Raw genomic sequence first — 23,906 nt, forward strand, 5'->3', positions numbered from 1 at the left:
GACCGTACCGGGGCGGCGGCCCGCCCGTCGCGCGGGGGCGGGATGCCGGGCCGGTATCGTTGCCCGTGGCCGCCGGTCTTGGGTCCTTCCACGGCGGCCGGCGGGAACGGCCGGAGCGGCGTGAAGGCGGGCATGCGGGCACGCGGGCATGCGGCACTCGCGCAGCCGGTCCGGCTCCGTTTTTCCGACCGGGAAGAATCGAAGACCATGCACACAGAGCAGTCCCCCGTGGCCGCGGCGTCGCGCGACGGCGCCCCGTCCCCGGCGCGTCTTGTCGTCCTCGTCTCCGGCTCGGGGACCAACCTCCAGGCCCTGCTGGACGCGGTCGCCGGGCGCGGCGCCGCGGCGTACGGCGCCGAGGTGGTCGCCGTGGGCGCGGACCGGGACGGGATCGCCGGGCTGGACCGGGCCCGCGCGGCCGGGCTGCCGGTGTTCGTGTGCCGGGTGCGGGACTACCCGGCCCGGGCGGAATGGGACGCGGCGCTGGCCGAGGCGGTCGCCGCGCACGAGCCGGACCTGGTGGTCTCGGCCGGGTTCATGAAGATTCTGGGGCCGCGTTTTCTCGCCCGGTTCGGCGGGCGCACGGTCAACACCCATCCCGCTCTGCTGCCCAGTTTCCCCGGCACCCACGGGGTGCGCGACGCGCTCGCGTACGGCGTGAAGGTCACCGGGTGCACCGTCCACTTCGTCGACGAGGGCGTCGACACCGGACCGATCATCGCGCAGGGCGTGGTGGAGGTCCGGCCGGAGGACGACGAGGCGGCGCTGCACGAGCGGATCAAGGAAGTCGAGCGAGGACTGCTCGTCGATGCCGTCGGCCGGCTGGCCCGCGACGGCTACCGCATCGAGGGACGAAAGGTACTTATCCCGTGACGGCCGAGAAGCTGCCCATCCGGCGCGCGCTGGTGAGCGTTTACGACAAGACCGGGCTGGCGGAACTGGCCCGGGGTCTGCACGAGGCGGGGGTGGCGCTGGTCTCCACCGGCTCCACGGCCCGCCGGATCGCGGACGCCGGGGTGCCGGTGACACCGGTGGAGGAGCTGACCGGCTTCCCCGAGTGCCTGGACGGCCGGGTGAAGACCCTGCACCCGCGGGTGCACGCGGGCATCCTGGCCGACCGCCGGCTGGCGGACCACCGCCGCCAGCTGGCGGAGCTGGAGGTGGAGCCGTTCGACCTGGTGGTGGTGAATCTGTATCCGTTCCGGGAGACGGTCGCCTCGGGCGCCGCCCCGGACGAGTGCGTGGAGCAGATCGACATCGGCGGGCCGTCCATGGTGCGGGCCGCCGCCAAGAACCACCCCTCGGTGGCCGTGGTGGTCAATCCGGAGCGGTACGGCGATGTGCTGGCCGCGGCGGCGGAGGGCGGCTTCGACCTGGCCGCCCGCAGGCGGCTGGCGGCCGAGGCGTTCCAGCACACCGCGGCCTATGACACGGCGGTGGCCTCCTGGTTCGCCGAGGAGTACGCCCCGGATCCGGCGCCGCTGCCGGACTTCGCGGGCATCGCCTTCCAGCGGCAGCAGGTGCTGCGCTACGGCGAGAACCCGCACCAGCCGGCCGCGCTGTACGGCGACGGCAGCGGCACCGGGCTGGCCGCGGCCGAGCAGCTGCACGGCAAGGAGATGTCGTACAACAACTATGTCGACACCGAGGCCGCCCGCCGCGCCGCCCATGACCACGACCGGCCGTGCGTGGCGATCATCAAGCACGCCAATCCGTGCGGCATCGCGGTCGGTGACGATGTGGCCGAGGCGCACCGCAAGGCGCACGCCTGCGACCCGGTCTCGGCCTTCGGCGGGGTGATCGCGGTCAACCGTCCGGTGTCGGTGGCCATGGCCGAGCAGGTCGCGGAGATCTTCACCGAGGTGATCATCGCCCCGGAGTACGAGGAGGGCGCGCTGTCGGTGCTCACCCGGAAGAAGAACATCCGGGTGCTGCGCTGCCCGGACGCCCCGGCGGTGCGCCGGGAGCTGCGGCCCATCGAGGGCGGGCTGCTGGTGCAGGAGCGGGACGTCTTCCAGGCGGACGGCGACGACCCGGCGCACTGGACGCTGGCCGCCGGGCAGCCGCTGGACGAGGCCGGGCTGGCCGGACTGGCCTTCGCCTGGCGGGCCTGCCGGGCGGTGAAGTCCAACGCCATCCTGCTGGCCAGGGACGGCGCCTCGGTCGGGGTCGGAATGGGCCAGGTCAACCGGGTGGACTCGGCCCGGCTGGCGGTGCAGCGCGCGGGCGCGGAGCGCGCGGCCGGTTCCTGTGCCGCCTCGGACGCCTTCTTCCCCTTCCCGGACGGGCTCCAGGTGCTGATCGACGCCGGGGTGAAGGCCGTGGTCCAGCCGGGCGGCTCGGTCCGTGACCAGCAGGTCATCGACGCCGCCGAGGCCGCCGGCATCACCATGTACCTCACCGGCACCCGCCACTTCTTCCACTGACGCCACACACCCCACCGCCGCTCCCGCGGGCCGGGCCCCTCCGGCCCCGCCCGCGGGCCGGGGAAACGAGACCATGGGCATGGGGCATGCGGCGGCTGGAGCGGATCCGGGAATTGCTGCGGGCCCGGGAGGGGATGGCCGCGGAGGCGGCCAGGCCGCTGTGCTTCGGCGGAGCCGGATTCACCGAGGAGTTGCGCGCGGTGGCCGAGGCGGATCCGTCGGTCCAGCTCATCGGCCTGGACCGGCTCTATGACGGGAGCTGAGCACCCGGCCGGCGTGAGTGCCGGGGCATGGGGAGATGCGTTTGGTTCCGTGGGGTCTTGACGGGGCCGCCGGGTGGTGGGTTGATGTATCCGGCGTTTTGGGAGCGCTCCCACTCCGAGTCGCGGTCTGTGGGAAGAAGGTGGAATCAGTGCGGGTACGTCATGCGCTGAGAGCGGGACTCGCCGCTCTCGCGCTCATCGTGGGAGCGACCCTCGCCCAGCCGGCAGGAGCCGCCCCGGCCGCGGCGGCCGATCCCGTGCGGATCATGCCGCTGGGCGACTCCATCACCGGCTCCCCCGGGTGCTGGCGGGCGGTGCTGTGGAACCAGCTCCAGGACGCCGGCCACACCGGCATCGACTTTGTCGGCACCCTGCCGCCGCAGGGCTGCGGGGTGGCCCACGACGGCGACAACGAGGGCCACGGCGGCTTCCTCGCCACCCGGATCGCCTCCGACAACCAACTGCCCGGCTGGCTGTCTGCCACCCGGCCGGATGTGGTGATGATGCACCTGGGCACCAACGATGTCTGGAGCAATATCGCGCCGGACATCATCCTGGCCGCCTTCTCCACCCTGCTGGACCAGATGCGGGCGCAGAACCCGGACATCACGCTGCTGGTCGCGCAGATCATCCCGATGAACCCGGCCACCTGCGGCGAGTGTGCGCAGCGGACGGTGGCGTTCAACGAGCGGATCCCCGGCTGGGCGCAGTCCGTGACCACCGAACGCTCGCCGGTGATCGTGGTGGACCAGTGGACCGGCTTCTCCACCGCGACCGACACCTACGACGGCGTGCACCCCAACGCCGCCGGTGACGACAAGATCGCTGCTCGCTGGTTCCCCGCCCTGACCGACGTCCTGGACGGCGGGACCGGTGATTCGGGCGGTTCGGGCGACTCCGGCGGCAGTGGTGACTCCGGCGGTTCGGGCGGCAGCGGTGATTCCGGCGGCAGCGGCGGGAACGAGGACAGCGCCTGCACCGCGGAGTACCACGTCGCCCACACCTGGCAGGGCGGCTTCCAGGCCGGGGTGACCATCACCAACTCCGGTACCACCGCGTTGAGCGGCTGGCAGGCCGTCCTGGTGACGGACGGCGGGGCCCAGATCGCCCAACTGTGGGGCGGCTCCTACGACAGCGGCGCCGGCACCGTGTCCAACGCCGCCTGGAACGGGTCGCTGGCCCCCGGCGCCAGCACCTCCTTCGGCTTCATCGGCTCGCTGCCGGCCGGCACCACCAGTACCGCGATGGGCTTCGACTGCATCGCCATCCCCTGATCCGGCACGGGTGCTGCCACCACCTGCGCCGTGCGCACGGCCGCGTCCCCCAGCGCCGGGACGCGGCCGTTGGCACTCCCGCCCGACTCGCACCCCGCGTACGCTGTGACCGGCCGGGTTCAACGGACGGGGAAGCGGGGGCGGGCGGCGATGAGCAGGGATTCCGGGAGCACCTTCGGCGGTTTCGTTCTCGCGGTGCTGATCGGCGCGGGAGCCGGAGCGCTGCTGTACTACGTGCTGGACGAGGAGGCGCGCACCGCCGCCGAGTACGGCGCCGGGGTCTTCGGCATCGTCCTGCTCACCTACCTCATCACCTCCCGGCTGACCGGCACCCGCCCGGCGCCCGGCACCGGCGGCCGGATCACCGAACTGCCCCGCCGGCCCGAGACCTTCGCGCTCACCGAGACCGAGCAGTGGCTGGGCCGCGCCCGCAACGCCGCGCAGCGGCTCCAGGCTCACCGGGAGAGCGCCGCGGCCGACGGCACCCTCGGTGCCGCGCTGGCGGACGCCGCCTCGCACGCCCGCACCGCCAGCGAGCAGCTCACCCGGCGGGTGGCGGCGGTGACCGTGATCGACGCCGCCACCTCCGGCGGGGAGGACTCCCGGGAGCTGCGCGGCGAGCAGATGCGCCTGGAGCGGGAGGCCGCCGCCCTGCCGGAGGGCGGCGCGGTGCGCCGGGCCAAGGAGGCGTCCGCCCGGGCGGTCGGCGAACGCGCCGCCTCCCGGGAGCGGATGGAGGAGCTGCGCACCGTGCTGGTGGCCACCGTGGAGACGCTGACGCTGCGGCTGGAGGCCGCCGCCGAGCACGGCGGCATGCTGCTCTCGCTGCGCGCCGCCGATGACGCCGCCGCCACCGCGCTCGATCTCACCCCGCTCACCACCGAACTCGAAGCGGTGCAGGCCGGCCTGGAGGAACTCGAAGCACTCACCCAGCGCCTGCTCACCGACTCCTGAGCGGCCGGCGGCGCGGCGGCCGGGCCGGTGCCCCCCGGTGCCCGCCCGATGCCCGCGGCCGATGGGCTAGTCTCGCCTCTCCGGTGTCCGTTGCCGGCGGGGAGGGGAGAGATGGCCGGGTATCAGCCGAACGGGAGGGGACCGAACGTCCAGCCGCCCCGCTGGACACCTCCGCCCTCGCCGTACGCGCCCCCGCCGCCGCGCCGGACCTCGCCGCGGCTGCCGGCCCTGGTGTTCACGGCCCTCGCCGCCGCGCTGGCCACGGCGCTGGTCTTTGTGCTGATCCAGTCCCCGTGGAACGGTGAGGACACGGACGACGGCGCGGGCGCTCCCGCACCCTCCGGCTCCCCTTCGCCCTCGCCCTCGCCGTCCCCGTCGCCCTCGTCCTCCGGGCCCGCTGACGATCCCGCGACACAGCCGCCGGACCATCCGCTGCCGACCAGGATCGAATACCGGAACGTGCAGGACCCGGCCGGTTTCGGGCTGGCGGTCCCGGAGGGCTGGCAGCGCGACTATGTCAGCGATCTGGAGATCTTCTACACCCCGGACAACCGGGAGCATCTGATCCAGATCAGCGTCGAGACCACCGCCGAGACCAGTCCGTACGACAATCTGGCGGGCGTGGAGCAGACCGTCGCCGCGGAATTCCAGGACTACAACCTGCTCGGCCTGACCAGGCTCGACGCCGCCCCGTTCGGCCCGGCCGAGCTGGAGTTCACCTACACCCATCCGCGGTTCGGCCCCCGCTACACCGTGGACCGGGTCTTCTACGGCGAGGACGGCCGCCGCTACGCGCTGCTCGCCGCCGGGCCGCTCTCCGAGCGCGGCCGGATCCAGGAGCTGTACCACCGTGCCCTGGACGCCTGGTGCCTGACGGGCTGCCCGTCCGGCTAGCCACTCCCCGCGGTCAGCACATGCGGCGCCGCGCCGCAGCCGGCAACTCAGTAGTGGTAGCGGGCGGCGAGAACGATGATCTCTTCGGAGTGGATCAGATAGACCAGCCGGTGCTCATCGTCGATCCGCCGTGACCAGGCCCCGGGCAGGTGGTACTTCAGCGGTTCGGGCTTGCCTATACCGGTGAAGGGGTCACGACGGATGTCCTCGATCAGTTTGTTGATCCGGGCGAGCATCTTGCGGTCATTCTTGAGCCGGGACGTGTAATCCTCCCAGCCTTGCTCCTCGAAAACGAGCCTCACCCGGCTGCCCCGGCGTCCGGCACGTCCGGGTCGATCAGTTCGCGCTCGACGAGACCGCTCCGGCTGAGTGCGTTCTCATAGGCCTTGAGCAGGCGGCGGGCGTTCGCGGGTGAACGCAGCAGATAGGCCCCCTCGCGGAGAGCGGCATAGTCGTCCGCGGAGAGAAGCACCGCATTGCCGTGCTTGGAAACGATCTCGACGGCGTCGTGATCCTCATTGACCTTTTTGATCAGCGGGAAAAGCTCTCTGCGGGCCTCGCTCGCGGTGATGGACATGGTCACACCCTTCCGGAAGTGGTACCGAATAGCGTACCACTGCTTCCAGGTCGCCTCCTTGTCGCGCTTCGGGGAGACCTGGCAACGGCGATGTGCGGGAGCGGGTGCTCCTCGGGGCCGCGGCCCTCTGTGCAGCTCCAGAGGGGCCTGCCGATGGGCGGATGTATGGGGCATGTGTCTGGTGCCGGGGCTTCTGCGGACGAATGGTGGAGAAAGTGGCCGACGAGTGGGGGACGGAAGGGGTGTTCGGGAGTAATGTGCGCGGTCCCGGCCGCGCCACCGAGGGGTGTGTGCGGCCGTGGGCGGGAGTGACGTGAGGCGGCAGACCAAGGGGGGCTTGGATGAGCCAGCAGAATCCCGGACCGAGTTGGGCGCGGCAGAACCCCGGACCGCAGTGGGCGCAGCCGGGGCCGTTCCGGCCGGCGGTGGGTGAGGCCGACAGCCGGCCGATGCGCAAGCGCCCGAAGTTCTGGGCGGCCGTGGCGGTGACCTATGTGCTGGCCCTGGGCTGCGGGGTGGCCGTGGCCGGCGGTGGTCCGGAGGAGGAGACGGGCGAGGCGCGGGCCGGTGCCGGGGCCACGGCGACGGCCACGGCCACGGTGACGGAGACGGCCGAGGCCAGGGCGGAACCGGCACCGACCGTCACCGAGACCGTCACCGCGGAACCCGAGCCGGGGCCGACCGTCACCAAGGAGGTCGAAGTGGTGGTCACCAGGACGGTCACCGGGCAGGCGGCGGACGACGGTTCGTCGGGCGGCGGCAGCACTTTCTTCTACGAGAACTGCGACGCGGCCCGGGCGGCCGGCGCGGCCCCCGTCCACCGGGGCGACCCGGGCTACGGCCCGCACCTGGACCGCGACGACGACGGCGTGGGCTGCGAGTAGCCGGCGAGGCGGCGGGGGTAGGGCCCGGACGGTACCCTCCCCCGCCGCCGCCGTTGCCGCCGCGGGCCGGCCGGCCGGGCCGGTCAGGGCCGGTCAGGGCCTGCCGATGCCGGAGGCGAGGGCGTCGCGCAGGTTCTGGTAGGCGTCCGCGGGCAGCAGATGGCCGTCCAGAACGGCGCGGATGTCGGCCCGGCGCACCGCGGAGACATAGCGGCCGGGCGAGGGGTAGAGCTCGTCCAGCCGTGCCTTGTCGAACGGGATGTGGCTGCCGAACAGCACGCAGAAGGTCTCCCCGGAGTTGATCCCGTCGTTCAGCGCGGTCGGGACCTCCACCTGGGAGAGCCTGATGCCGCCCCTGGCCAGGCCGAGTCCGTCCCGGGCCAGGGTGCCGTCCGCGGCGAACTCCAGCGGGGGAGCGGACGGCGGCTCGCTGCCGTAGCGCGCCCACCGCACCAGATGGTGGTAGGCGGCGGCGAGCACATGGTGCAGCGGGGCCCGGCTGAACGGCGGCCGGTCGCATGCGTACTCCGGCGCGGCGCCCAGGTCACGGTCGAGGACCGGCTTGCGGTACGCCTGGCCGTGCCAGCCGGAATGCGCGGTGCCGGCCACCTCCCAGCGCCGGTAGCGGTCATCGTCCGCCCGCCGCACCGGGGTGCGCACATCCGTCTCCGACAGCACGTGGAAGACCGGCTCCTCGCCCCTGCGGGAGGGGGCGGGGCCGACGATGAACGCATAGGCGTCGAAGACGGGCGTGGTCCCCGGCAGGACGCGGTCGTAGTAGACGGTCATCCGCCCGGCGGACTGGGACGCGCCGACGGCCACCACCGTCCTGGCCCTGAGCCGGCCGAGCGGCCTGGCGTCGCCCCCGCGGCTGCGCAGCGCCTCGGCCGCCTGCGCGAAGATGTCGTACGAAAGTTCGTCGGCGGTGAAGGCGCCTTGGCCGGTGACATCGAGGTCTCCGTACCGGGCCGGGCTCCAGCCGCGCAGCTGGTCGACCCCCACCCGCTGGGCGGAGACGCCCACCCAGGCATAGCCCTCCCGCATGATCTGCTCGGGCGACCACAGCGCGTCCAGGTCGTAGCCGGCCGAGACGTTCTGCCATTCGGTGAGGACGGTGCCGTTGAAGCGTCCGGGGTCGGTGGGGCGGCGGACGATGAGGCGGGTGGTGTAGGGCACATCGGAGGCGACCCGCTCACCGGTGGGACGGTAGGCGTCCGCCTCGCCGGACAGGTAGAACTCCTCCTCCACATATCCGGCGGCGGCCAGGTCCGTGACCGTGGACATCCACGGATAGGTGTCCGCCACCTCCGGCGCCGACGGATCGCCGGGTACCGTGCCCGCGATCGGGCCCTCGACGAGCGGTCGCCCGTCCGCCGCCGTCTTCTCCGCCTCCTCCGGCTCCGGCGCGGCCTGTGCCACACCTCCGGCGAGGGTGGCGGTGACCAGCGCGGTCACCAGAATCCGCGACGTGCTGCGCCATGCGCGCATCTGCGGCTCCTCTCCCCGGGCGGGCCGGGCGCCCGCCCGTCCCGGAGAGGATGACCAGCCGGGCGCCCGGACTTCATCGGCTGAATCACCGGCCTCGCCCGGCGGGCGGGGGAGCCGGCCGGGCGAGGCGTCGGAGGAACCGGGAGGGGATCAGGGCTGGGGGCGGTGCAGCAGCGAGACCAGGACCTCGTGCAGCACCTCGTGGTCGCGCGGATCATGGAGCCGGAACGGCCCGCCCGCCACCGTGTACCACTCGGCGGCGCCCGCGTAGCGGATGCGCAGGACCAGCGTCCCGTCCGGCTCCGCCGCCGTGAGCAGTTCCAGTTCGCCCGTGATGACGCCGACTTCCTCGGTCATCACGCCGCCCCGGGGGGCCTTGAACACCGTGGTGCGCTCCGTCGTACCACTCATGGTTTCCGTCATACCGACATCTCAGCACGGCTGCCACCGGAGCGGGCCGGTGGCAGCCGAGCGGCACGCATCAGCGGCGCGGGATCAGCAGTAGGTGTTGAGCATGGACTGCAGGGCGGACTTCTCGGCGGAGTCGGCCTTGAGGTTCCACCGGTACTTCACCTGTATCCACATCTTGGCGTAGGTGCAGCGGTAGGCGGCGCGGGGCGGCTGCCAGTCGGCCGGGTCCTGGTCGCCCTTGGACTGGTTGGTGCTGTCGTGGACCGCGATGAGCTGCGGCCAGTAGAGGTCGTTGGCGAAGTCGCCGCGCTTGCTGGTGGACCAGTTCTTGGCACCCGAACGCCAGGCCTCGGCGAGCGGGATGACATGGTCGATGTCCACGTCGGACGGCGAGCGGAGGGTCACCCCGTCGTAGGGGCTGTACCAGCTCCCGGAGGTGGGCTGACAGTTGGATCCGACGACCACGTTGCTGCCGTCCCGCTTGAGCACGGTCTGCCGGGTGGTGCAGCCGCCGCTGCTGCGCCAGTGCGGGAAGAGGTCGCGGGAGTAGCCGGTCATGGACGTTTCGGCGCCCACCGACAGGTTGTTGAGCTGGTACTGCGCGGTGGAGAGGCTGGGGATGCGCGGGGGAGCGGCCGAGGCGGGCGGGGAGAGCAGGAAGAGCAGCATGCCCGCGGTGGCCAGCACGGCCGCCAGGGCGGGCAGGCCGCGCCGCCGGGCGCGGCTGCCGCCGGGGGCCGGGACCCGGGTGAGGGTGACGCTGTGGGGGTGGGACATCAGGATGCCTCCCGAAGGCTTGTTCGCCAGGGGTTTCCTGATGGATGGTCGAGGGGCTGCGTAACGCGTCCATGACAAGTTCTACGCGGGTCGATTAATCTTCTACGCGAGTTGCGCCAACGAACGGCAATCCCGCCGTCACCCGGCGGAAGCCAGAAGGGGCCGCGTCCCGCCCACGGGCGGGACGCGGCCCCCTCGGCGGCCGTGCCGCGGTCAGATCTTGCGGACCACGATGCTGCCCACGATCTTGTCGGTGAAGTGCTGCTTCTTGGCGTCCCAGGCCGGCCACAGATACCCCAGGAAGCACGGCAGCGCGTTGATGAACTCCAGCAGTCCGCGGACAAAGGCCATGCCGAAGCCCAGCGGCTGCCCGGTGGACTCCTTGAGCACCTGGATGCTCACCGCCTTGCGGCCCGGGGACTGGCCGGTGGTGCCCACCATCCACGCCAGGAAGAGGGAGCCGCCCAGGCCCAGCAGGGCGCCGAGGAAGTACAGCGGCCCGATCCTGCCCTCCGAGTCAATCCCGGAGAACGTGAGAATGATGGGCACCAGCCCGAACAGCAGGAAGTCGATCAGCCGGGCGACGAAGCGTGACCCCCAGCCGGCGAAGCCCTGCGGCACTACTGCCTGGCCCGGGACACCTGGATAGCCGTACTGCTGGCCGCCGGGCTGCTGCGGGTATCCATAGCCGTACCCCTGTTGCTGGGGGTAGCCCTGTTGCTGTGGATAGCCCTGTTGCTGGGGGAAGCCGGGCTGCTGCGGGTAGCCCGGCTGCTGCGGATATCCGCCGGGCTGCTGACCATAGGGGGACTGCTCGGGCTGCTGCGGCGGATGGGTCACGGACGGTTCCTCACTCGGTCGGCGCGGACGGGCGGGAGAAGTTCAGCTTTGTGGTGCGGCCATTCGATCGTCTGGTACCACCGGCTGTCCAGTGGCGCTGTCCCCCTGTGCCAAAGCCGCAACAGAATGTGCGGGTGGCCGCCGCGGCGGACGGGATTGGTGGTCCGGCGGCGGCATCCGGGAAGATGGGAGCATGAGCGCCCAGATTCTCGACGGCAAGGCCACCGCCGCCGCCATCAAAGCCGACCTCACCACCCGCGTCGCCGCCCTCAAGACGGCCGGTGTCACCCCCGGGCTGGGCACCCTGCTGGTCGGGGACGACATCGGCAGCCGGAAATACGTGGCCGGCAAGCACCGCGACTGCGCCGCCGTCGGCATCGCCTCCCTCCGCAAGGAGCTGCCGGACACCGCGAGCCAGCAGCAGATCGAGGCGGTGGTCCGGGAGCTGAACGAGGACCCGTCCTGCACCGGCTACATCGTGCAGTTGCCGCTGCCCCGGGGCATCGACACCAACCGGGTGCTGGAGCTGATGGAGCCCGCCAAGGACGCCGACGGCCTGCATCCGATGAGCCTGGGCCGGCTGGTGCTGAACGAGGCCGCGCCGCTGCCCTGCACCCCGAACGGCATCATCTTCCTGCTGCGCCGCTACGGCGTGGAGATCAACGGCGCCGATGTGGTGGTGATCGGGCGCGGCACCACGGTGGGGCGCACCCTGCCGCTGCTGCTGACCCGGCGCAGCGAGAACGCCACCGTGACCCAGTGCCACACCGGCACCCGGGATCTGTCCGCGCAGCTCCGCCGGGCGGACATCGTGGTGGCGGCGGCCGGGGTGCCGCACCTGGTCAAGCCGGAGGACGTCAAGCCGGGCGCGGCCGTGCTGGACGTGGGCGTCAGCCGGGACGAGAACGGCAAGGTCGTGGGCGATGTGCATCCCGGCGTCCGGGAGGTCGCCGGCTGGGTCTCGCCCAACCCGGGCGGCGTGGGGCCGATGACCCGGGCCATGCTGCTGGAGAACGTGGTGCAGATGGCGGAACGCGCCGCCGGGCTGCGCCAGGACTGACCCCGGGACAGAACGGACGGATGGACGGCGGTGGTGGTCGAGGTGACGACGAGTGAACGGGGCGGCTCCCGGCGTTATCCGGAGGTGACCTGGGACACCGCCCGGCCGCAGGGCGGCGGGCGGACCGCGGGCGGCGGCTATCCGGCGCCGGTGCGGCAGTGGCCGCTGCTGACCGTGCTGGCCGGCACGCTGGCCGGCCTGCTGGTGATGACGGTCAGCGGCTTCCGGATCGGGCTGCTGATCGTGGGCTGCTCGGTGCTGGCCGGGGGCGTGCTGCGGCTGGTGCTGCCGGCCGTGGGGATGCTGGCGGTGCGCTCCCGGTTCACGGATGTGGTGACCTATGGGGCGCTCGGCACCCTGATCGTGCTGCTGACCCTGATGGCGCAGCCGGACCCCTGGCTGGAACTGCCGTTCCTCAAGGACATACTCCGGTTCTCGGCCGGCGACTGACGCCGCGTCACCGCGGCCGCCCGGCCGGTCGCCCGGCCGGTCAGCCGACGTTGTGGGCGGCGGGGGGTTCGGCCTCGGCCTCGGCCTCCATCCGCTCCAGCACCTGCTCGGCGGAGCGGCCGATCCAGAAGCCGGTCTTCTCCGGGTTCGCCGCCACCCACTGGGCCGCCGCTCCCTCGGGGGTCAGCCCCTTGTCCGCGATCAGCCGGGCCACCTCGTTCTGGTCCTCGGTGGACCACCGGAAGGCCCGGAGGAACTCCACCGCCTCGCCGCCCGTCCCGGCGAACTCGGCGTTCAGATACTTGCGCAGCGGGATGTCCGGATAGCCGCAGCGCACCCGCTCCGGATCGGTGCGGCAGCCGGGGGTGTACGGCGGCAGCTCCACCTCGGTCATCGTTATCTCGGAGTTCAGCCAGTGCGGCTGCCACCAGTTGGCCAGCACCGGGATGCCCGTCCGGTCGGCGGTGCGCAGCGCCTCGATCAGCTCCTCCTCGCTGCCCGCCGCCACCACGGTCAGCTCCAGGCCGAGCTGGTCGATGAGGCTCCGGTCGAAGGAGGCGTCGTCCGGGTGGCCGAGCAGCAGACGTCCGCGCCCGCCGGTCGCGGCGGTGGCGAAGTCGCCGGTGCGCCCGGCCAGGCCCTCCCAGGTGCGGACCTCCGGGTGGGCCACGGCGTAGTCGCCGGTCACGAACCAGCCGACGTGCCCGACCGGCCCCAGCTCACCGGCCGGGACCACGGTCTGGCGCCGGCGGATGTACAGCTCCTGCTTGTCCGGGCTGGCGCCCCAGTCCTCCAGGACGATGTGCACCTCGCCGGAGTCCAGCAGGTCCCAGGCCCGGTCCGGGTCGGTGTCGACGAGCTCGACCGGGACGCCGAGCTGGTGCTCCAGCACATAGGCGGCGACGGCGGCATTGGCCTGGCCGCCGGCCCAGCCGGGCACCGCGATGGACACCTTGCCGTCGAAGCCCGCCGAGGCGGCGGCGCCCGTGTCCTCCTGGCCCCGGGCGCTGCCGGGAACGCAGCCGCCGAGCATGCCGAGGGTGCTCAGCGCGGTCAGAGTCGCCAGGAGCACCCGGACGGGCAGCGCGGAGCGGCCCCGGCGGCTGGGCTTCATATGGACGTGTCTCCACTGTGTCAACCGGCGTTCCACAGACACAGTAGCCACACGGATCGGCCCCGGGAAGCGGACCGGGTGAAGACTGCTGCACAGTGCAGCCGGGCCCCGTTCCGGCGCGGCCGGGGCGGCCGTCCGGGACCGGGCGGCCGGTCCCGGACGGCCGTGGGCCGGGTGGCCGGGCTCAGCCCTCGGCGGGCAGCCAGGCCTGGACCTTGTCCGGGTTCTGAGCCACCCACTGCTCGGCGGCGGCCTCCGGCTCCATGCCCTCGCCCTGGATCAACTGGGCCACGAGCTCCTGGTCCGCGGTGTCCCACTGGAAGTTCTTCAGGAACTCCGCGGCCTCCCCGCCGTTCTCGGCGAAGTCGGCGTTCAGATACTTGGGCAGGTTGACGTCCGGGTAGGCGCAGGCGACCTTCGACAGGTCCTCGTAGCACTCCTCGCTGTACGGCGGCAGCTCCACCTCCACCAGCTCGACCTCGGCGTTCAGCCAGTGCGGGGTCCACCAGTAGGTGAGCAGCGGGGTGCCCTCCCGGTCGGCGCGCTGGATGGCGGAGATCAGGGCCTCCTCACTGCCCGCCTCGACCACCTGGAAGTCCAGGCCGAGCTCGCGCACGATCTCCTTGTCGTAGCTGGTGTAGCCGGGGTCGCCGTTGAGGAGCTGGCCCTTGTCGCCGGACTCGGCGGTCCGGAAGTCCTCGGCCAGGTCGTTCAGGCCCTCCCAGGTCTTCACCTCGGGGTGGGCGTCGGCGTACGCCTTGGGCACGAACCAGCCGATGTGGCCGACCACGCCCAGCTCGCCGCCGGGAACGACGGACTTCTTCTCCTCCAGGTACAGCTCCTCCTTCTCCGGGGCGCCGCCCCAGTCCTCCAGGATGGCGTGGATGGAGCCGTCGTCCAGGCCGTCCCAGGCCAGGGTTTCGTCGATCTGGCGCACCTCGACGGTGACGTCCAGCTCGGTCTCCAGTACATGCTTGGCGACGGCCACGTTGGCGGCGGCGCCGACCCAGTTGGGCTCGGCAATGACGACGGTGTCGTAGCCCTGTCCTTCGCCGCCGTTGTCGCTGCCGCCGTCCTGCCCGCCGGCGTCCGGCCGGTCGGTCTCGGCGGCGCCGCAGGCGGTGAGGGCCAGCAGGGCCAGCACTCCGGTGCCGGCGGCGAGGGCGGTACGGCGGGCGGGGGTGCGCTTGCGCATGGGTTCGTTCTCCTTGCCGGGGTCGTTACGGGGGTTGGTATCGGGGTTGTTGCGGGGCCGGCCGGGGGGAGCCGGGCGGCCCGGGCGGCCGGTTCAGGGCCGGGACCTCCCGGCCCGGTCACCGCGGCCGGTGCCGGGGCCGGGGGCGGCGTCCCGGCCGGGCTGGGTGATCCGGTCCAGCAGCAGGCCGAGGCAGACGATGGCCGCGCCGGCCGGCAGGCCCACGCCCAGGTCGCCGCGCTGGAGCCCGTAGACGGTGTCGAAGCCCAGCGCGCCGCCGCCGACCAGACCCCCGACCACCACCACGGCCAGCACCAGCACCACGCCCTGGTTGACGGCCAGCAGCAGCTGGGCACGGGCCAGCGGCAGCTGCACCTGGCGCAGCTGCTGCCAGGGTGTGGCGCCCAGCGAGCGGGACGCCTCCAGCACGGTGGCGTCCACCTGCCGCACCCCCTGGGTGGTGATCCGCACCACGGCCGGCAGGGCGTACACCACGGCCGCGGTGATGGCCGCGATCCGGCCGACGCCGAACAGCGCCACCACCGGGATCAGATAGATGAACTGCGGCATGGTCTGGAGCACGTCCAGCACCGGCCGCAGCAGCTTCTCCAGCAGCGGGCGGCGGGCGGCCGCAATGCCGGCCGCGAAGCCGATCAGCAGGGTGAGCAGCAGCGCGCCCAGCACCTGGGAGAGGGTGTTGAGGGACTTGTCCCACAGCCCGAGCACGCCGATGGCGGCCAGCGCGCCCATCGCGGTGAGGGCGCTGCGCAGGCGCCCGGCCAGGAAGCCGAGCACCCCGGCCAGCGGCAGCAGGGCCCACCAGGGGATGGCGGTGAGGCCGTCCCGCAGCGGGTTGAGCACCCAGAGGGTGAAGTTCTCCGCCCAGGTCAGGGTGCCGCCGACCAGCGGGACGCCCGAGCCGAGGTTCACCACCATCCAGTCCACGGTGTCGTTGACCGGGTCGGCGATGGAGAAGGTCCAGCCGTCCGGCCAGGCGCCCAGGCCCAGCGCCACCCGGCCGAGCAGCCAGGCGGCGACGGTGGCGGCCACGGTCACGGCCAGGGGCAGCGCGGCGGCGGCCCGGCCGGTGCCGGCGCCGGGGTGCTCCAGCCGTTCGCCGGCCGCGGCGGTGGTGCGGTCCAGCCAGATCGCGATCAGCACGATGGCGATGCCGGCGGTCAGCGCCTTGCCGATGTCCTGGGTGCGCAGCCCGTCGAAGACCTGGTCGCCGAGGCCGCCCGCGCCGATGATCGAGGCGATGACCACCATGGACAGCGCCATCATGATCGTCTGGTTGAGGCCGAGCAGCATCCGGGGACGGGCCAGCGGCAGCCGGGCGGTCAGCAGCCGCTGCCAGGGGCCCGCGCCGAGCGAACGGGCGCACTCCAGGGCCGCCGGATCGGCCTCGCGCAGGCCGAGGGCGGTCAGCCGGGCCATGGGCGGCGCGGCGTAGATCACGGTGGCGAACAGGGCGGGTGCCGTGCCGATGCCGAAGAGCAGCACAAAGGGCAGCAGATAGGCGAAGGCGGGCAGCACCTGCATGGTGTCGAAGACCGGGCGCAGCGCGCGGCCGGCGCGGTCGGAGAGACCGGCGGCCAGGCCGAGCAGCAGGCCCAGCACGGCGGACAGCGTCACCGCCACCACCATCAGGGCCAGGGTCAGCATGGCGTGCGGCCACATGCCGAGCAGGCCGATGGCGGCGAAGGCGGCGAGCGCGGTGCCGGCCGTGGTGAGGGCGCGCGGGCGGGTGCCGCCGCCCGCTGCGGCCCAGGCGCCCAGGGTGGCGGCGACGGTGACGCCGGGCCAGCCCAGGCCCTGGAGGACCGCGAGGGCGGTGTCCACCGCGCTGTTCACGTTGTTGCTGAGATGCAGCAGGAAGTAGAGGAACAGCGGGTGCGAGTCGCGGTTGAGGATCAGCCAGCGGTTGAGCTCGTCCAGCGGCGTCTCCGCGTCCCAGGTCCAGGAGCCGGGCCATGCCGCGTCGCCCGCCAGCACCGCGCCGGCCAGGGCGAACAGCGCCGCCGCGACGACCAGATACACCCGCCCGCCGAGCGCCCGCGCGGCCCCGGCGGACTTCGCCGCCACCCCGCCGCCTCCGGCCGGCGCGGCCGGCCCGTCCGGGCCGGCGGCGGTGGCCGGGACCCTGGCGGCCAGGGAGGGCTTTGTCGTGCCGGTCATGTGGCGGTGCCCTCCAGCTCAGGGGTGTCGAGACCGGCGACCACCGAGAGCAGGCGCTCGTGGTCCACCACGCCCAGGCACCGGCCGCCGCGGTCCGTCACCCGTGCCGGGCGGCCGGTGCGCGCGACCGCCGCGATGGCGTCGGCGACCACCGTCTCCGGCGGCAGCTCCGCGCAGCCGTCCCGGTCCGCGTCGCCCGGCCCCACCGGGCGCATGGCGCTGCGCACCGTGATCACCTGGTCGCGCGGCACGTCCCGGACGAAGTCGCGCACATAGTCGTCCGCGGGCCGGCCCACGATCTCCTCCGGGGTGCCGATCTGCACGATGCCGCCGTCCCGCATCAGCGCGATCCGGTCGCCGACCCGCAGCGCCTCGGACAGGTCGTGCGTGATGAAGACCATGGTGCGGCCCTCCTCGCGGCGCAGCCGCAGCACCTCGTCCTGCATGTCGCGGCGGATCAGCGGGTCCAGCGCGCTGAACGGCTCGTCGAACAGCATCACCTCGGGGTCCACGGCCAGTGCGCGGGCGATGCCGACGCGCTGCTGCTGGCCGCCGGAGAGCTGCGCCGGGCGGCGGTGCTCCAGCCCGGTCAGTCCCACCTTGGCGGCCATCTCCTCGGCGCGGGCCCGCCGTTCGGCCCTGGACAGGCCCTGGATCTGGAGCCCGTAGGCGATGTTGTCCCGCACCGTGCGGTGCGGCAGCAGGCCGAAGTGCTGGAACACCATGGCGGCCCGGTGGCGGCGCAGTTCGCGCAGCCGCTCCTTGTCCATGGCCAGCACGTCCTCGCCGTCCATCGCGACCGCGCCCGCCGTGGGCTCGATCAGCCGGGTCAGGCAGCGCACCAGGGTGGACTTGCCGGAGCCGGACAGCCCCATCACCACGAAGCACTCACCGGGCCGGACCTCGAAGGAGACATCGCGGACGGCCGCGGTGCAGCCGGTGCGGGCGGTCAGCTCGGCGGCCGGCAGGGCGGCCAGCGCGGGGTTGCGCGGCACCCGCTCGGCACGCGGACCGAACACCTTCCACAGGCCGCGCACGGCGAAGACGGGCGGGCGCTCGCCGGGCTCCGGGGCCGCCACGTCCGCGCGCTGCCGGGGGAGGGGATGCTGTCCGGTCGCTTTCATCGTGCGTTCTCTCCGCTCTGTTCGGGGTGGGCCCGTCGTCGTGGTGCGGGAATCCGGGGCGCCGCCGGGGCGGCGGAGGAGTCCGCGCGCAGCAGGGCGGCGGCCCGCTCGCCGGTCATCAGCACGCCGACCATGGGGTTGACCGCCGGGATGGTGGGGAAGACCGAGGCGTCCGCGATCCGCAGGTTCGCCAGGCCGCGCACCCGCAGCGCGGGGTCGACGACGGCCAGGGGGTCGTCCGGCGCGCCCATCCGGCAGGTGCCCGCCGGGTGGTAGACGGTGTGCGCGGCGCGGCGCGCGTAGGCGCTGAGCTCCTCGTCGGTGACCAGTTCCGGCCCCGGGCACACCTCGCGGCCCAGCCAGCCGGCCAGCGGCTCCTGCCGGGCCACCTCGCGGGCGATCCGGATGCCGTCCACCAGGGTGCGGGCGTCGTAGCCGTCCGGGTCGCTGAAGTAGCGGAAGTCCAGCGCCGGCTTGACCGCCGGGTCGGCGCTGGTCAGGTAGAGCCGGCCGCGGCTGCGCGGCTTGGGGATGTTGGGGGTCATGGAGACGCCGTGCGGCGGTCGCCGGTAGCCCAGCCGTTCCGGATTGTCGGTGAACGGGATCTGGTAGAAGTGGAACATCAGGTCCGGGCCGGGCGAGGCCGGGTCCCGGCGGACGAACAGCCCGGCGTCGGAGTCCATCGCCGAGTTGTCCGGGATGGGCCCGTGGGTCTCCCAGACGATCACCGACTCGGGGTGGTCCAGCAGGTTCTCGCCCACCCCCGGCAGATCGTGGACCACGGGGATGTCCAGCTTCTCCAGGTCCCGGGCCGGGCCGATGCCGGAGTGCAGCAGCAGCCGCGGGGTGTCCACGGCGCCCGCGCAGAGCACCACCTCGCGCCGGGCGCGCAGCAGCGACAGCGCGCCGTCCGCGCCGCGCACCCGCACTCCGCGCACCCGGCCGTCGCGCCCCAGCTCCACCCGGTAGGCCCAGGTCTCCAGCAGCAGCGTCAGATGGGGGCGGTCGCCGGCCCGCAGATGGGGGTGGAGATAGGCCGCCGAGGCGGAGGACCGCTGGTTGGTCTCGGGGTGGTAGGCCAGATCGAAGAAGCCGGTGCCCTCGGTGAACGGCTCCCGGTTGAAGCCCTCGATGAGCGGCACGCCCAGGGCGTGGTGGGCGGCGGTGACGAAGTCGCGGGCGATCGCGTTGCGGTCCGCCGCGCCGACCGGCACGATCCGGTTGCGCAGCCGCGCCCAGTAGGGCTCCATGGCGTCGGCGCCCCAGCCGGCCGCGCCCGCGGCCTCCCACTCGGCCCAGTCCGAGGGCAGGGGCTTGAAGCTGATCAGGGTGTTGTGCGAGGAGCAGCCGCCGAGCACCCGGGCCCGGCTGTGCCGGATGTGGGAGTTGCCGTGCGGCTGCACGGTGGTGGGGTAGTCGTAGTCGAGTTCGCCGCCGAGCAGGCCCATCCAGCGGCGCAGGGTGAGCACCTCGGGGCGGTCCAGGTCGCTGGGGCCGCCCTCGATCAGGGCGACGGTGGTGCCGGGCTCCTCGGCCAGCCGGGAGGCGATGACGCATCCGGCGGTTCCGCCGCCGACCACCACATAGTCGTATTCGGTGTCGTACCCGGTGCCGTATTCGGTTCCGGATGCGGGGGTGTCGTGCCGCGGATGGCTGTTGTGCTGGGGATGCATGAATGCCGCCGGTGGGTGTCGTGCTGCGGGTCGTACGGGGAACGGGGAACGGGGACGGGGGGACGGAAGGGATGGCGCGTGGTCAGCCCGCGAACCAGCGGGTGGGGGCGGGCCGGAGGTTTTCGTAGATGTGCTTGGTCTCGCGGTATTCGGCCAGGCCCGAGGGGCCCAGTTCGCGGCCGGTGCCGGAGCGGCCGAAGCCGCCCCATTCGGCCTGCGGCAGATACGGGTGGTAGTCGTTGATCCAGACCGTGCCGTGCCGCAGCCGGCCGGCGATCCGCCGGGCGCGGGCGGTGTCGGCCGAGAACACCGCCCCGGCCAGCCCGTACTCGGTGTCGTTGGCCAGCGCCACGGCCTCGTCCTCGGTGCGGAAGGTCTCCACGGTGAGCACCGGGCCGAAGATCTCCTCGCGGATGATCCGCATGTCCCGGTGGCAGTGGTCCAGCACGGTCGGCAGATAGAACCAGCCGCCGTCCGGCGGGCCGTCGCCCGGACCCGGGCGGCGCCCGCCGCAGCGCAGCACCGCGCCCTCCTCCAGCGCGCCGGCCACGAACTTCTCGGTCCTCGTCACCTGCCCGGGGGAGATCAGCGGGCCGCATTCGACGCCGGGGTCGGTGCCCCGGCCGAGCCGGATGCGCCGGGCCCGCGCGGTGAGTTCCGCCACGAAGCGGTCGCGCACGGACTCCTCGACGATCAGCCGGCTGCCCGCCGAGCAGACCTGGCCGCTGTGGATGAACGCCGCGTTCAGCGCGTGGTCCACGGCGGTGGCGAAGCCCTCGGGGCTGGCGCAGGCGTCGGCGAACACCACATTGGGGTTCTTGCCGCCCAGTTCCAGGGCGGTCTTCTTCACCGTGGCCGCGGCGGCTGCGGCGACCTTGGTGCCGCTGGCCAGGCCGCCGGTGAAGGACACCAGGTCGACCCCGGGGTGGGCGGCCAGCCGGGCGCCGACCGGGTCGCCGGGGCCGGTGAGCAGATTGCCGGCGCCGTCGGGCAGTCCGGCCTCGCCGAGCAGACGCAGCAGCAGAACGCTGGAGAGCGGGGTCAGTTCGCTGGGCTTGAGCACAAAGGTGTTGCCGGCCGCCAGCGCCGGGGCGATCTTCCAGGCGGCCTGGAGCAGCGGATAGTTCCAGGGCGTGATCAGCGCGCAGACGCCGGCCGGCTCGTGCACCACCACGCTGTGCACCTCCGCGCTACCCGCGTCAACCACGCGGCCGGCCGCCTCGTGCTCCACCAGCGCCGCGTAGTAGCCGAAGGCGGCGGCCACGTCGTCCACATCGGTGCGGGCCTCGGCCAGGGTCTTGCCGGTGTCCCGGCTCTCGGTGAGCGCGATCCGCTCGCGGTCGCGCCGCAGCAGCCCGGCGGTGGCGCGCAGCACGGCGGCGCGGCCGGCGGGCGGGGTGGCCGGCCAGGGGCCGTGGTCGAAGGCGCGGCGGGCGGCGGCCACCGCCTCGTCGGCGTCGGCCGGTCCGGCCTCGGCGACCTCGGCCAGGACGGTGCCGTCCGCCGGGTCGTGCACCTGGCGGCGGCTGCCGTCGGCGGCGGGGCGCCGGTGCCCGGCGATCCACAGGCTGTCCGCCCAGTCGTGCTGCTCCGTGGCCTGCCGAGGCCCGTCCGGTGTGTCCGGCACTGTGGTGACCCTTCCTTCCGGCGGGCGGTACCCGCCGTCTGCGCGTTCGCGTTCCCTGGGTGCAGGGGACAACGGCGGCTCCTGCCCGCCTTCCGGAAGGGCATGTGTCCCTGTGACGAAAACGTGATGCCAGGTCCTGTCATCGGTGGAGAAGTCGCGAAGAACGCGAAGAACGCGAAGAACCGGTAATCAAGGTCATAAGGGGCGCGCAGGGGCAGCGCAAAGGCCCCCGGCGGACGATGCCGGGGGCCTTCGGGCGGGGGTGGCGGACCGGCGGGCGGCGGAGCGGGGTCAGACCAGGCCGAGGGAGCGGACCGCCTCCCGCTCCTCCGCCAGCTCCCGCACCGAGGCGTCGATCCGGGTCCGGGAGAAGTCGTTGATCTCCAGGCCCTGCACGATCCGGTACGCGCCGTCGGCGCAGGTCACCGGGAAGGAGGAGATCAGGCCCTCCGGCACCCCGTAGGAGCCGTCCGAGGGGATGGCCATGGAGACCCAGTCGCCGTCGGGGGTGCCGCGCACCCAGTCGTGGATGTGGTCGACGGCGGCGTTGGCGGCGGAGGCGGCCGAGGAGGCGCCGCGCGCCTCGATGATCGCCGCGCCCCGCTTGGCCACGGTCGGGATGAAGTCCTCGGCCAGCCAGGTGTCGTCGCTCACGGTCTCGGCGGCGTTCTTGCCCGCGATCTCGGCGTGGAAGATGTCCGGGTACTGGGTGGCGGAGTGGTTGCCCCAGATGGTCATCCGGCGGATGTCGGAGACCGGGGCGCCGGTCTTCCTGGAGAGCTGGCTGAGCGCCCGGTTGTGGTCCAGCCGGGTCATGGCGGTGAAGCGCTCGGCCGGCACGTCGGGGGCGGCGGAGCGGGCGATCAGCGCGTTCGTGTTGGCCGGGTTGCCCACCACCAGCACCCGGACGTCGTCCGCCGCGTGGTCGTTGATGGCCTTGCCCTGCGGCTTGAAGATGCCGCCGTTGGCCTCCAGCAGGTCACCGCGCTCCATGCCCTTGGTGCGCGGGCGGGCCCCGACCAGCAGGGCGACATTGGTGCCGTCGAACGCCCGGGCCGGGTCGTCGCTGATGTCGATGCCGGCCAGCAGGGGGAAGGCACAGTCGTCCAGCTCCATGGCGGTGCCCTCGGCGGCCTTCAGCGCCGGGGTGATCTCCAGCAGATTGAGCCTGACGGGCACGTCCGGGCCGAGCAGCTGGCCGGAGGCGATGCGGAACAGCAGGGCGTAGCCGATCTGTCCGGCGGCGCCGGTGACGGTGACGGTGACGGGAGTACGGGTCATGAGGCAGGTCGCTCCGGTGGTCGGTGTGGGTCGGATTCGGGCTGGCTCCCGGGTATCCCGACAACTCCGGACTGTTGATATCTCGGCGTCAAGATACCCGGCTCTCAGCCTAGCCCGCGCCCCGGTCCGCCACCCACCCACCCGCCCGGCCGGGCCGCGGGGCGGCGGCGGTGTGCCGGGAAGGTCAGGCGAGCACCGCGCGGAGCCGGTCCAGGCCCCAGTCGAGGTCCTCCTTGGAGATCACCAGCGGCGGGGCGATCCGGATGGTCGAGCCATGGGTGTCCTTGACCAGGACACCCTGCGCCATCAGCCGCTCGGAGATCTCCCGTCCGGTGCCGCGGCCCGGATCGATGTCCACCCCCGCCCACAGGCCGCGTCCGCGCACCGCGCGGACCGGGCCCTGCCCGGCCAGCAGGCCCAGCTCGTGATGCAGATGCTCGCCGAGCTCGGCGGCCCGGCGCTGTACCTCGCCCTCCCGCAGCATGGCGATCACCTCCAGGGCCACGGCGCAGGCCAGCGGATTGCCGCCGAAGGTGGAGCCGTGCTCGCCGGGCCGGTGGACGCCCAGCACCTCGGCGGAGGACACCACGGCGGAGACCGGGACCACGCCGCCGCCCAGCGCCTTCCCCAGCAGGTACACATCGGGCACCACGCCCTCGTACTCGCAGGCGAAGGTGGTGCCGGTGCGGCCCAGACCGGACTGGATCTCGTCCGCCATGAAGAGCACGCCGCGGGCCCGGGTCAGCTCCCGCACCCCGCGCAGATAGCCGGGCGGCGGCACCAGCACCCCGGCCTCGCCCTGGATCGGCTCCAGCAGCACCGCCACGGTGGTGTCGCCGTTGCGGTCGAGGGTTTCCTCCAGGGCGGCGAGATCGCCGAAGGGCACGATGTCGAAGCCGGGGGTGTAGGGGCCGAAATCGCGCCGGGCTTCCTCGTCGGTGGAGAAGCTGATGACGGTGGTGGTGCGGCCGTGGAAATTGCCCGCCGCCACGATGATCCTGGCCCGGCCGTCCGGTACCCCTTTCACCCGGTAGCCCCATTTGCGGGCCGTTTTGACGGCGGTTTCCACCGCTTCGGCGCCGGTGTTCATCGGCAGCACCGTCTCCATGCCGCACAGCTCGGCGAGCTCGGTGCAGAAGGCGGCGAAGTGGTCGTGGTGAAAGGCGCGGGAGGTCAGGGTCAGCCGCCCGAGCTGGGCCTTGGCCTCGGCGATCAGCCGGGGATGGCAGTGGCCGAAGTTGAGGGCGGAGTAGCCGGCCAGCATGTCGAGATAGCGGCGGCCCTCGACGTCCGTCATCCAGGCGCCGCGCGCGGAGGCGATCACCACCGGGAGCGGGTGGTAGTTGTGCGCGCTGTGCGCCTCGGCTGCGGCGATCAGTTCCGCGGAGGACTTTCCCGAGGGACCCATTGGAGCAC

At 73.1% G+C, this 23,906-nt stretch carries 23 protein-coding genes; 9 read left to right on the forward strand and 14 right to left on the reverse strand.

The genetic code is table 11. The annotated features are described in order from the left end of the window. Window positions 1-207 precede the first annotated feature (207 nt). From purN to BM242_RS01320, 6 genes are all read left to right on the forward strand, one after another. Window positions 208-873 (forward strand): phosphoribosylglycinamide formyltransferase, encoded by a 666-nt coding sequence (purN, locus tag BM242_RS01300; protein ID WP_093837268.1) that lies wholly within the window; start codon window positions 208-210, stop codon window positions 871-873. After that, window positions 870-2,426 (forward strand): bifunctional phosphoribosylaminoimidazolecarboxamide formyltransferase/IMP cyclohydrolase, encoded by a 1,557-nt coding sequence (purH, locus tag BM242_RS01305; protein WP_093836711.1) that lies wholly within the window; start codon window positions 870-872, stop codon window positions 2,424-2,426. The genes purN and purH overlap by 4 nt, the downstream gene beginning before the upstream one ends. Window positions 2,427-2,512: 86 nt before the next feature. Continuing rightward, window positions 2,513-2,689, forward strand: a complete 177-nt coding sequence (locus tag BM242_RS29100) for a hypothetical protein (RefSeq protein ID WP_175541200.1) — start codon at window positions 2,513-2,515, stop codon at window positions 2,687-2,689. 140 nt (window positions 2,690-2,829) lie between these two features. Next, window positions 2,830-3,963 carry a cellulose binding domain-containing protein gene (locus BM242_RS01310; protein WP_425443786.1) on the forward strand — a complete coding sequence of 378 codons (1,134 nt, stop codon included), beginning with the start codon at window positions 2,830-2,832 and terminating at the stop codon, window positions 3,961-3,963. Between the two features lie 150 nt (window positions 3,964-4,113). Then, the gene (locus tag BM242_RS01315; protein WP_093836713.1) at window positions 4,114-4,917 is read left to right on the forward strand and encodes a hypothetical protein; all 804 of its coding nucleotides are present in this window, start codon (window positions 4,114-4,116) and stop codon (window positions 4,915-4,917) included. Between the two features lie 111 nt (window positions 4,918-5,028). Next, window positions 5,029-5,811: a hypothetical protein gene (locus tag BM242_RS01320; protein ID WP_139238236.1), complete on the forward strand. Its 783-nt coding sequence runs from the start codon at window positions 5,029-5,031 to the stop codon at window positions 5,809-5,811. A gap of 47 nt (window positions 5,812-5,858) precedes the next feature. Here the strand turns inward: BM242_RS01320 and BM242_RS01325 are convergent, their stop codons facing one another. Together BM242_RS01325 and BM242_RS01330 are read right to left on the reverse strand one after the other, a co-directional pair. Beyond that, window positions 5,859-6,113 (reverse strand): Txe/YoeB family addiction module toxin, encoded by a 255-nt coding sequence (locus BM242_RS01325; protein ID WP_093836715.1) that lies wholly within the window; start codon window positions 6,111-6,113, stop codon window positions 5,859-5,861. Beyond that, window positions 6,110-6,388, reverse strand: coding sequence for a type II toxin-antitoxin system Phd/YefM family antitoxin (locus BM242_RS01330; RefSeq protein WP_093836716.1), 279 nt, complete (start codon window positions 6,386-6,388; stop codon window positions 6,110-6,112). The genes BM242_RS01325 and BM242_RS01330 overlap by 4 nt, the downstream gene beginning before the upstream one ends. A gap of 341 nt (window positions 6,389-6,729) precedes the next feature. Here BM242_RS01330 and BM242_RS01335 point away from each other — a divergent pair, with 341 nt between their 5' ends. Then, the gene (locus BM242_RS01335; RefSeq protein ID WP_425443787.1) at window positions 6,730-7,272 is read left to right on the forward strand and encodes an excalibur calcium-binding domain-containing protein; all 543 of its coding nucleotides are present in this window, start codon (window positions 6,730-6,732) and stop codon (window positions 7,270-7,272) included. A gap of 93 nt (window positions 7,273-7,365) precedes the next feature. On the opposite strand, the gene BM242_RS01340 is transcribed toward BM242_RS01335, so the two are convergent. From BM242_RS01340 to BM242_RS01355, 4 genes are all read right to left on the reverse strand, one after another. Continuing rightward, complete coding sequence (locus BM242_RS01340) at window positions 7,366-8,760, reverse strand: alpha/beta hydrolase domain-containing protein (protein ID WP_217652344.1); 1,395 nt, start codon at window positions 8,758-8,760, stop codon at window positions 7,366-7,368. 150 nt (window positions 8,761-8,910) lie between these two features. Beyond that, on the reverse strand, window positions 8,911-9,171 hold the full coding sequence (locus BM242_RS01345) for a hypothetical protein (protein WP_093836718.1): 261 nt from the start codon (window positions 9,169-9,171) through the stop codon (window positions 8,911-8,913). Between the two features lie 84 nt (window positions 9,172-9,255). Then, the gene (locus BM242_RS01350) at window positions 9,256-9,948 is read right to left on the reverse strand and encodes an HNH endonuclease family protein (protein WP_093836719.1); all 693 of its coding nucleotides are present in this window, start codon (window positions 9,946-9,948) and stop codon (window positions 9,256-9,258) included. Between the two features lie 213 nt (window positions 9,949-10,161). Further along, entirely contained in the window at window positions 10,162-10,788 is a 627-nt protein-coding gene (locus tag BM242_RS01355) for an RDD family protein (RefSeq protein WP_093836720.1), read from the reverse strand. A gap of 193 nt (window positions 10,789-10,981) precedes the next feature. On the opposite strand from BM242_RS01355, the gene BM242_RS01360 reads away from it, so the two are divergent. Then, window positions 10,982-11,848: a bifunctional methylenetetrahydrofolate dehydrogenase/methenyltetrahydrofolate cyclohydrolase gene (locus BM242_RS01360; protein ID WP_093836721.1), complete on the forward strand. Its 867-nt coding sequence runs from the start codon at window positions 10,982-10,984 to the stop codon at window positions 11,846-11,848. Window positions 11,849-11,890: 42 nt separating this feature from the next. Beyond that, window positions 11,891-12,298, forward strand: coding sequence for a DUF3017 domain-containing protein (locus tag BM242_RS01365; RefSeq protein WP_245833728.1), 408 nt, complete (start codon window positions 11,891-11,893; stop codon window positions 12,296-12,298). A 40-nt stretch (window positions 12,299-12,338) separates the two neighbouring features. Here the strand turns inward: BM242_RS01365 and BM242_RS01370 are convergent, their stop codons facing one another. The 8 genes from BM242_RS01370 to rocD all read right to left on the reverse strand — a co-directional run bounded on the left by BM242_RS01370 (window position 12,339) and on the right by rocD (window position 23,898). Continuing rightward, entirely contained in the window at window positions 12,339-13,412 is a 1,074-nt protein-coding gene (locus tag BM242_RS01370; protein ID WP_093836723.1) for a glycine betaine ABC transporter substrate-binding protein, read from the reverse strand. A 184-nt stretch (window positions 13,413-13,596) separates the two neighbouring features. Further along, window positions 13,597-14,607, reverse strand: a complete 1,011-nt coding sequence (locus tag BM242_RS01375) for a glycine betaine ABC transporter substrate-binding protein (RefSeq protein ID WP_093836724.1) — start codon at window positions 14,605-14,607, stop codon at window positions 13,597-13,599. A 93-nt stretch (window positions 14,608-14,700) separates the two neighbouring features. After that, window positions 14,701-16,785, reverse strand: a complete 2,085-nt coding sequence (locus BM242_RS01380; protein WP_093836725.1) for an ABC transporter permease — start codon at window positions 16,783-16,785, stop codon at window positions 14,701-14,703. Beyond that, a complete protein-coding gene (locus tag BM242_RS01385) occupies window positions 16,782-17,909 on the reverse strand; it encodes a betaine/proline/choline family ABC transporter ATP-binding protein (protein WP_093836726.1) in 1,128 nt (375 codons plus the stop codon). The genes BM242_RS01380 and BM242_RS01385 overlap by 4 nt, the downstream gene beginning before the upstream one ends. After that, window positions 17,906-19,582 (reverse strand): GMC family oxidoreductase, encoded by a 1,677-nt coding sequence (locus BM242_RS01390; protein WP_093836727.1) that lies wholly within the window; start codon window positions 19,580-19,582, stop codon window positions 17,906-17,908. The genes BM242_RS01385 and BM242_RS01390 overlap by 4 nt, the downstream gene beginning before the upstream one ends. Window positions 19,583-19,664: 82 nt before the next feature. Next, window positions 19,665-21,149, reverse strand: a complete 1,485-nt coding sequence (locus BM242_RS01395; RefSeq protein ID WP_093837270.1) for an aldehyde dehydrogenase family protein — start codon at window positions 21,147-21,149, stop codon at window positions 19,665-19,667. A 351-nt stretch (window positions 21,150-21,500) separates the two neighbouring features. Continuing rightward, window positions 21,501-22,490, reverse strand: coding sequence for a malate dehydrogenase (locus BM242_RS01400; protein WP_093836728.1), 990 nt, complete (start codon window positions 22,488-22,490; stop codon window positions 21,501-21,503). Window positions 22,491-22,674: 184 nt separating this feature from the next. Continuing rightward, window positions 22,675-23,898 carry an ornithine--oxo-acid transaminase gene (gene rocD / locus BM242_RS01405; RefSeq protein WP_093836729.1) on the reverse strand — a complete coding sequence of 408 codons (1,224 nt, stop codon included), beginning with the start codon at window positions 23,896-23,898 and terminating at the stop codon, window positions 22,675-22,677. Between the last annotated feature and the right edge of the window lie 8 nt (window positions 23,899-23,906).

This window comes from Streptomyces aidingensis (genome assembly GCF_900112355.1).
Lineage (GTDB): Bacteria > Actinomycetota > Actinomycetes > Streptomycetales > Streptomycetaceae > Streptomyces > Streptomyces aidingensis.

What these genes read in the sequence shown, in the direction of transcription:
- BM242_RS01390 (WP_093836727.1), bottom strand. Translation starts at nt 19,582, where the DNA reads ATGCATCCCCAGCACAACAGCCATCCGCGGCACGACACCCCCGCATCC.
- BM242_RS01350 (WP_093836719.1), bottom strand. Translation starts at nt 9,948, where the DNA reads ATGTCCCACCCCCACAGCGTCACCCTCACCCGGGTCCCGGCCCCCGGC.
- purN (WP_093837268.1), top strand. Translation starts at nt 208, where the DNA reads ATGCACACAGAGCAGTCCCCCGTGGCCGCGGCGTCGCGCGACGGCGCC.
- BM242_RS01380 (WP_093836725.1), bottom strand. Translation starts at nt 16,785, where the DNA reads ATGACCGGCACGACAAAGCCCTCCCTGGCCGCCAGGGTCCCGGCCACC.
- BM242_RS01370 (WP_093836723.1), bottom strand. Translation starts at nt 13,412, where the DNA reads ATGAAGCCCAGCCGCCGGGGCCGCTCCGCGCTGCCCGTCCGGGTGCTC.
- BM242_RS01360 (WP_093836721.1), top strand. Translation starts at nt 10,982, where the DNA reads ATGAGCGCCCAGATTCTCGACGGCAAGGCCACCGCCGCCGCCATCAAA.
- BM242_RS01385 (WP_093836726.1), bottom strand. Translation starts at nt 17,909, where the DNA reads ATGAAAGCGACCGGACAGCATCCCCTCCCCCGGCAGCGCGCGGACGTG.
- BM242_RS01375 (WP_093836724.1), bottom strand. Translation starts at nt 14,607, where the DNA reads ATGCGCAAGCGCACCCCCGCCCGCCGTACCGCCCTCGCCGCCGGCACC.
- BM242_RS01320 (WP_139238236.1), top strand. Translation starts at nt 5,029, where the DNA reads ATGGCCGGGTATCAGCCGAACGGGAGGGGACCGAACGTCCAGCCGCCC.
- BM242_RS01345 (WP_093836718.1), bottom strand. Translation starts at nt 9,171, where the DNA reads ATGAGTGGTACGACGGAGCGCACCACGGTGTTCAAGGCCCCCCGGGGC.
- BM242_RS01400 (WP_093836728.1), bottom strand. Translation starts at nt 22,490, where the DNA reads ATGACCCGTACTCCCGTCACCGTCACCGTCACCGGCGCCGCCGGACAG.
- BM242_RS01335 (WP_425443787.1), top strand. Translation starts at nt 6,730, where the DNA reads ATGAGCCAGCAGAATCCCGGACCGAGTTGGGCGCGGCAGAACCCCGGA.
- BM242_RS01330 (WP_093836716.1), bottom strand. Translation starts at nt 6,388, where the DNA reads ATGTCCATCACCGCGAGCGAGGCCCGCAGAGAGCTTTTCCCGCTGATC.
- rocD (WP_093836729.1), bottom strand. Translation starts at nt 23,898, where the DNA reads ATGGGTCCCTCGGGAAAGTCCTCCGCGGAACTGATCGCCGCAGCCGAG.
- BM242_RS01315 (WP_093836713.1), top strand. Translation starts at nt 4,114, where the DNA reads ATGAGCAGGGATTCCGGGAGCACCTTCGGCGGTTTCGTTCTCGCGGTG.
- BM242_RS01340 (WP_217652344.1), bottom strand. Translation starts at nt 8,760, where the DNA reads ATGCGCGCATGGCGCAGCACGTCGCGGATTCTGGTGACCGCGCTGGTC.
- BM242_RS29100 (WP_175541200.1), top strand. Translation starts at nt 2,513, where the DNA reads ATGCGGCGGCTGGAGCGGATCCGGGAATTGCTGCGGGCCCGGGAGGGG.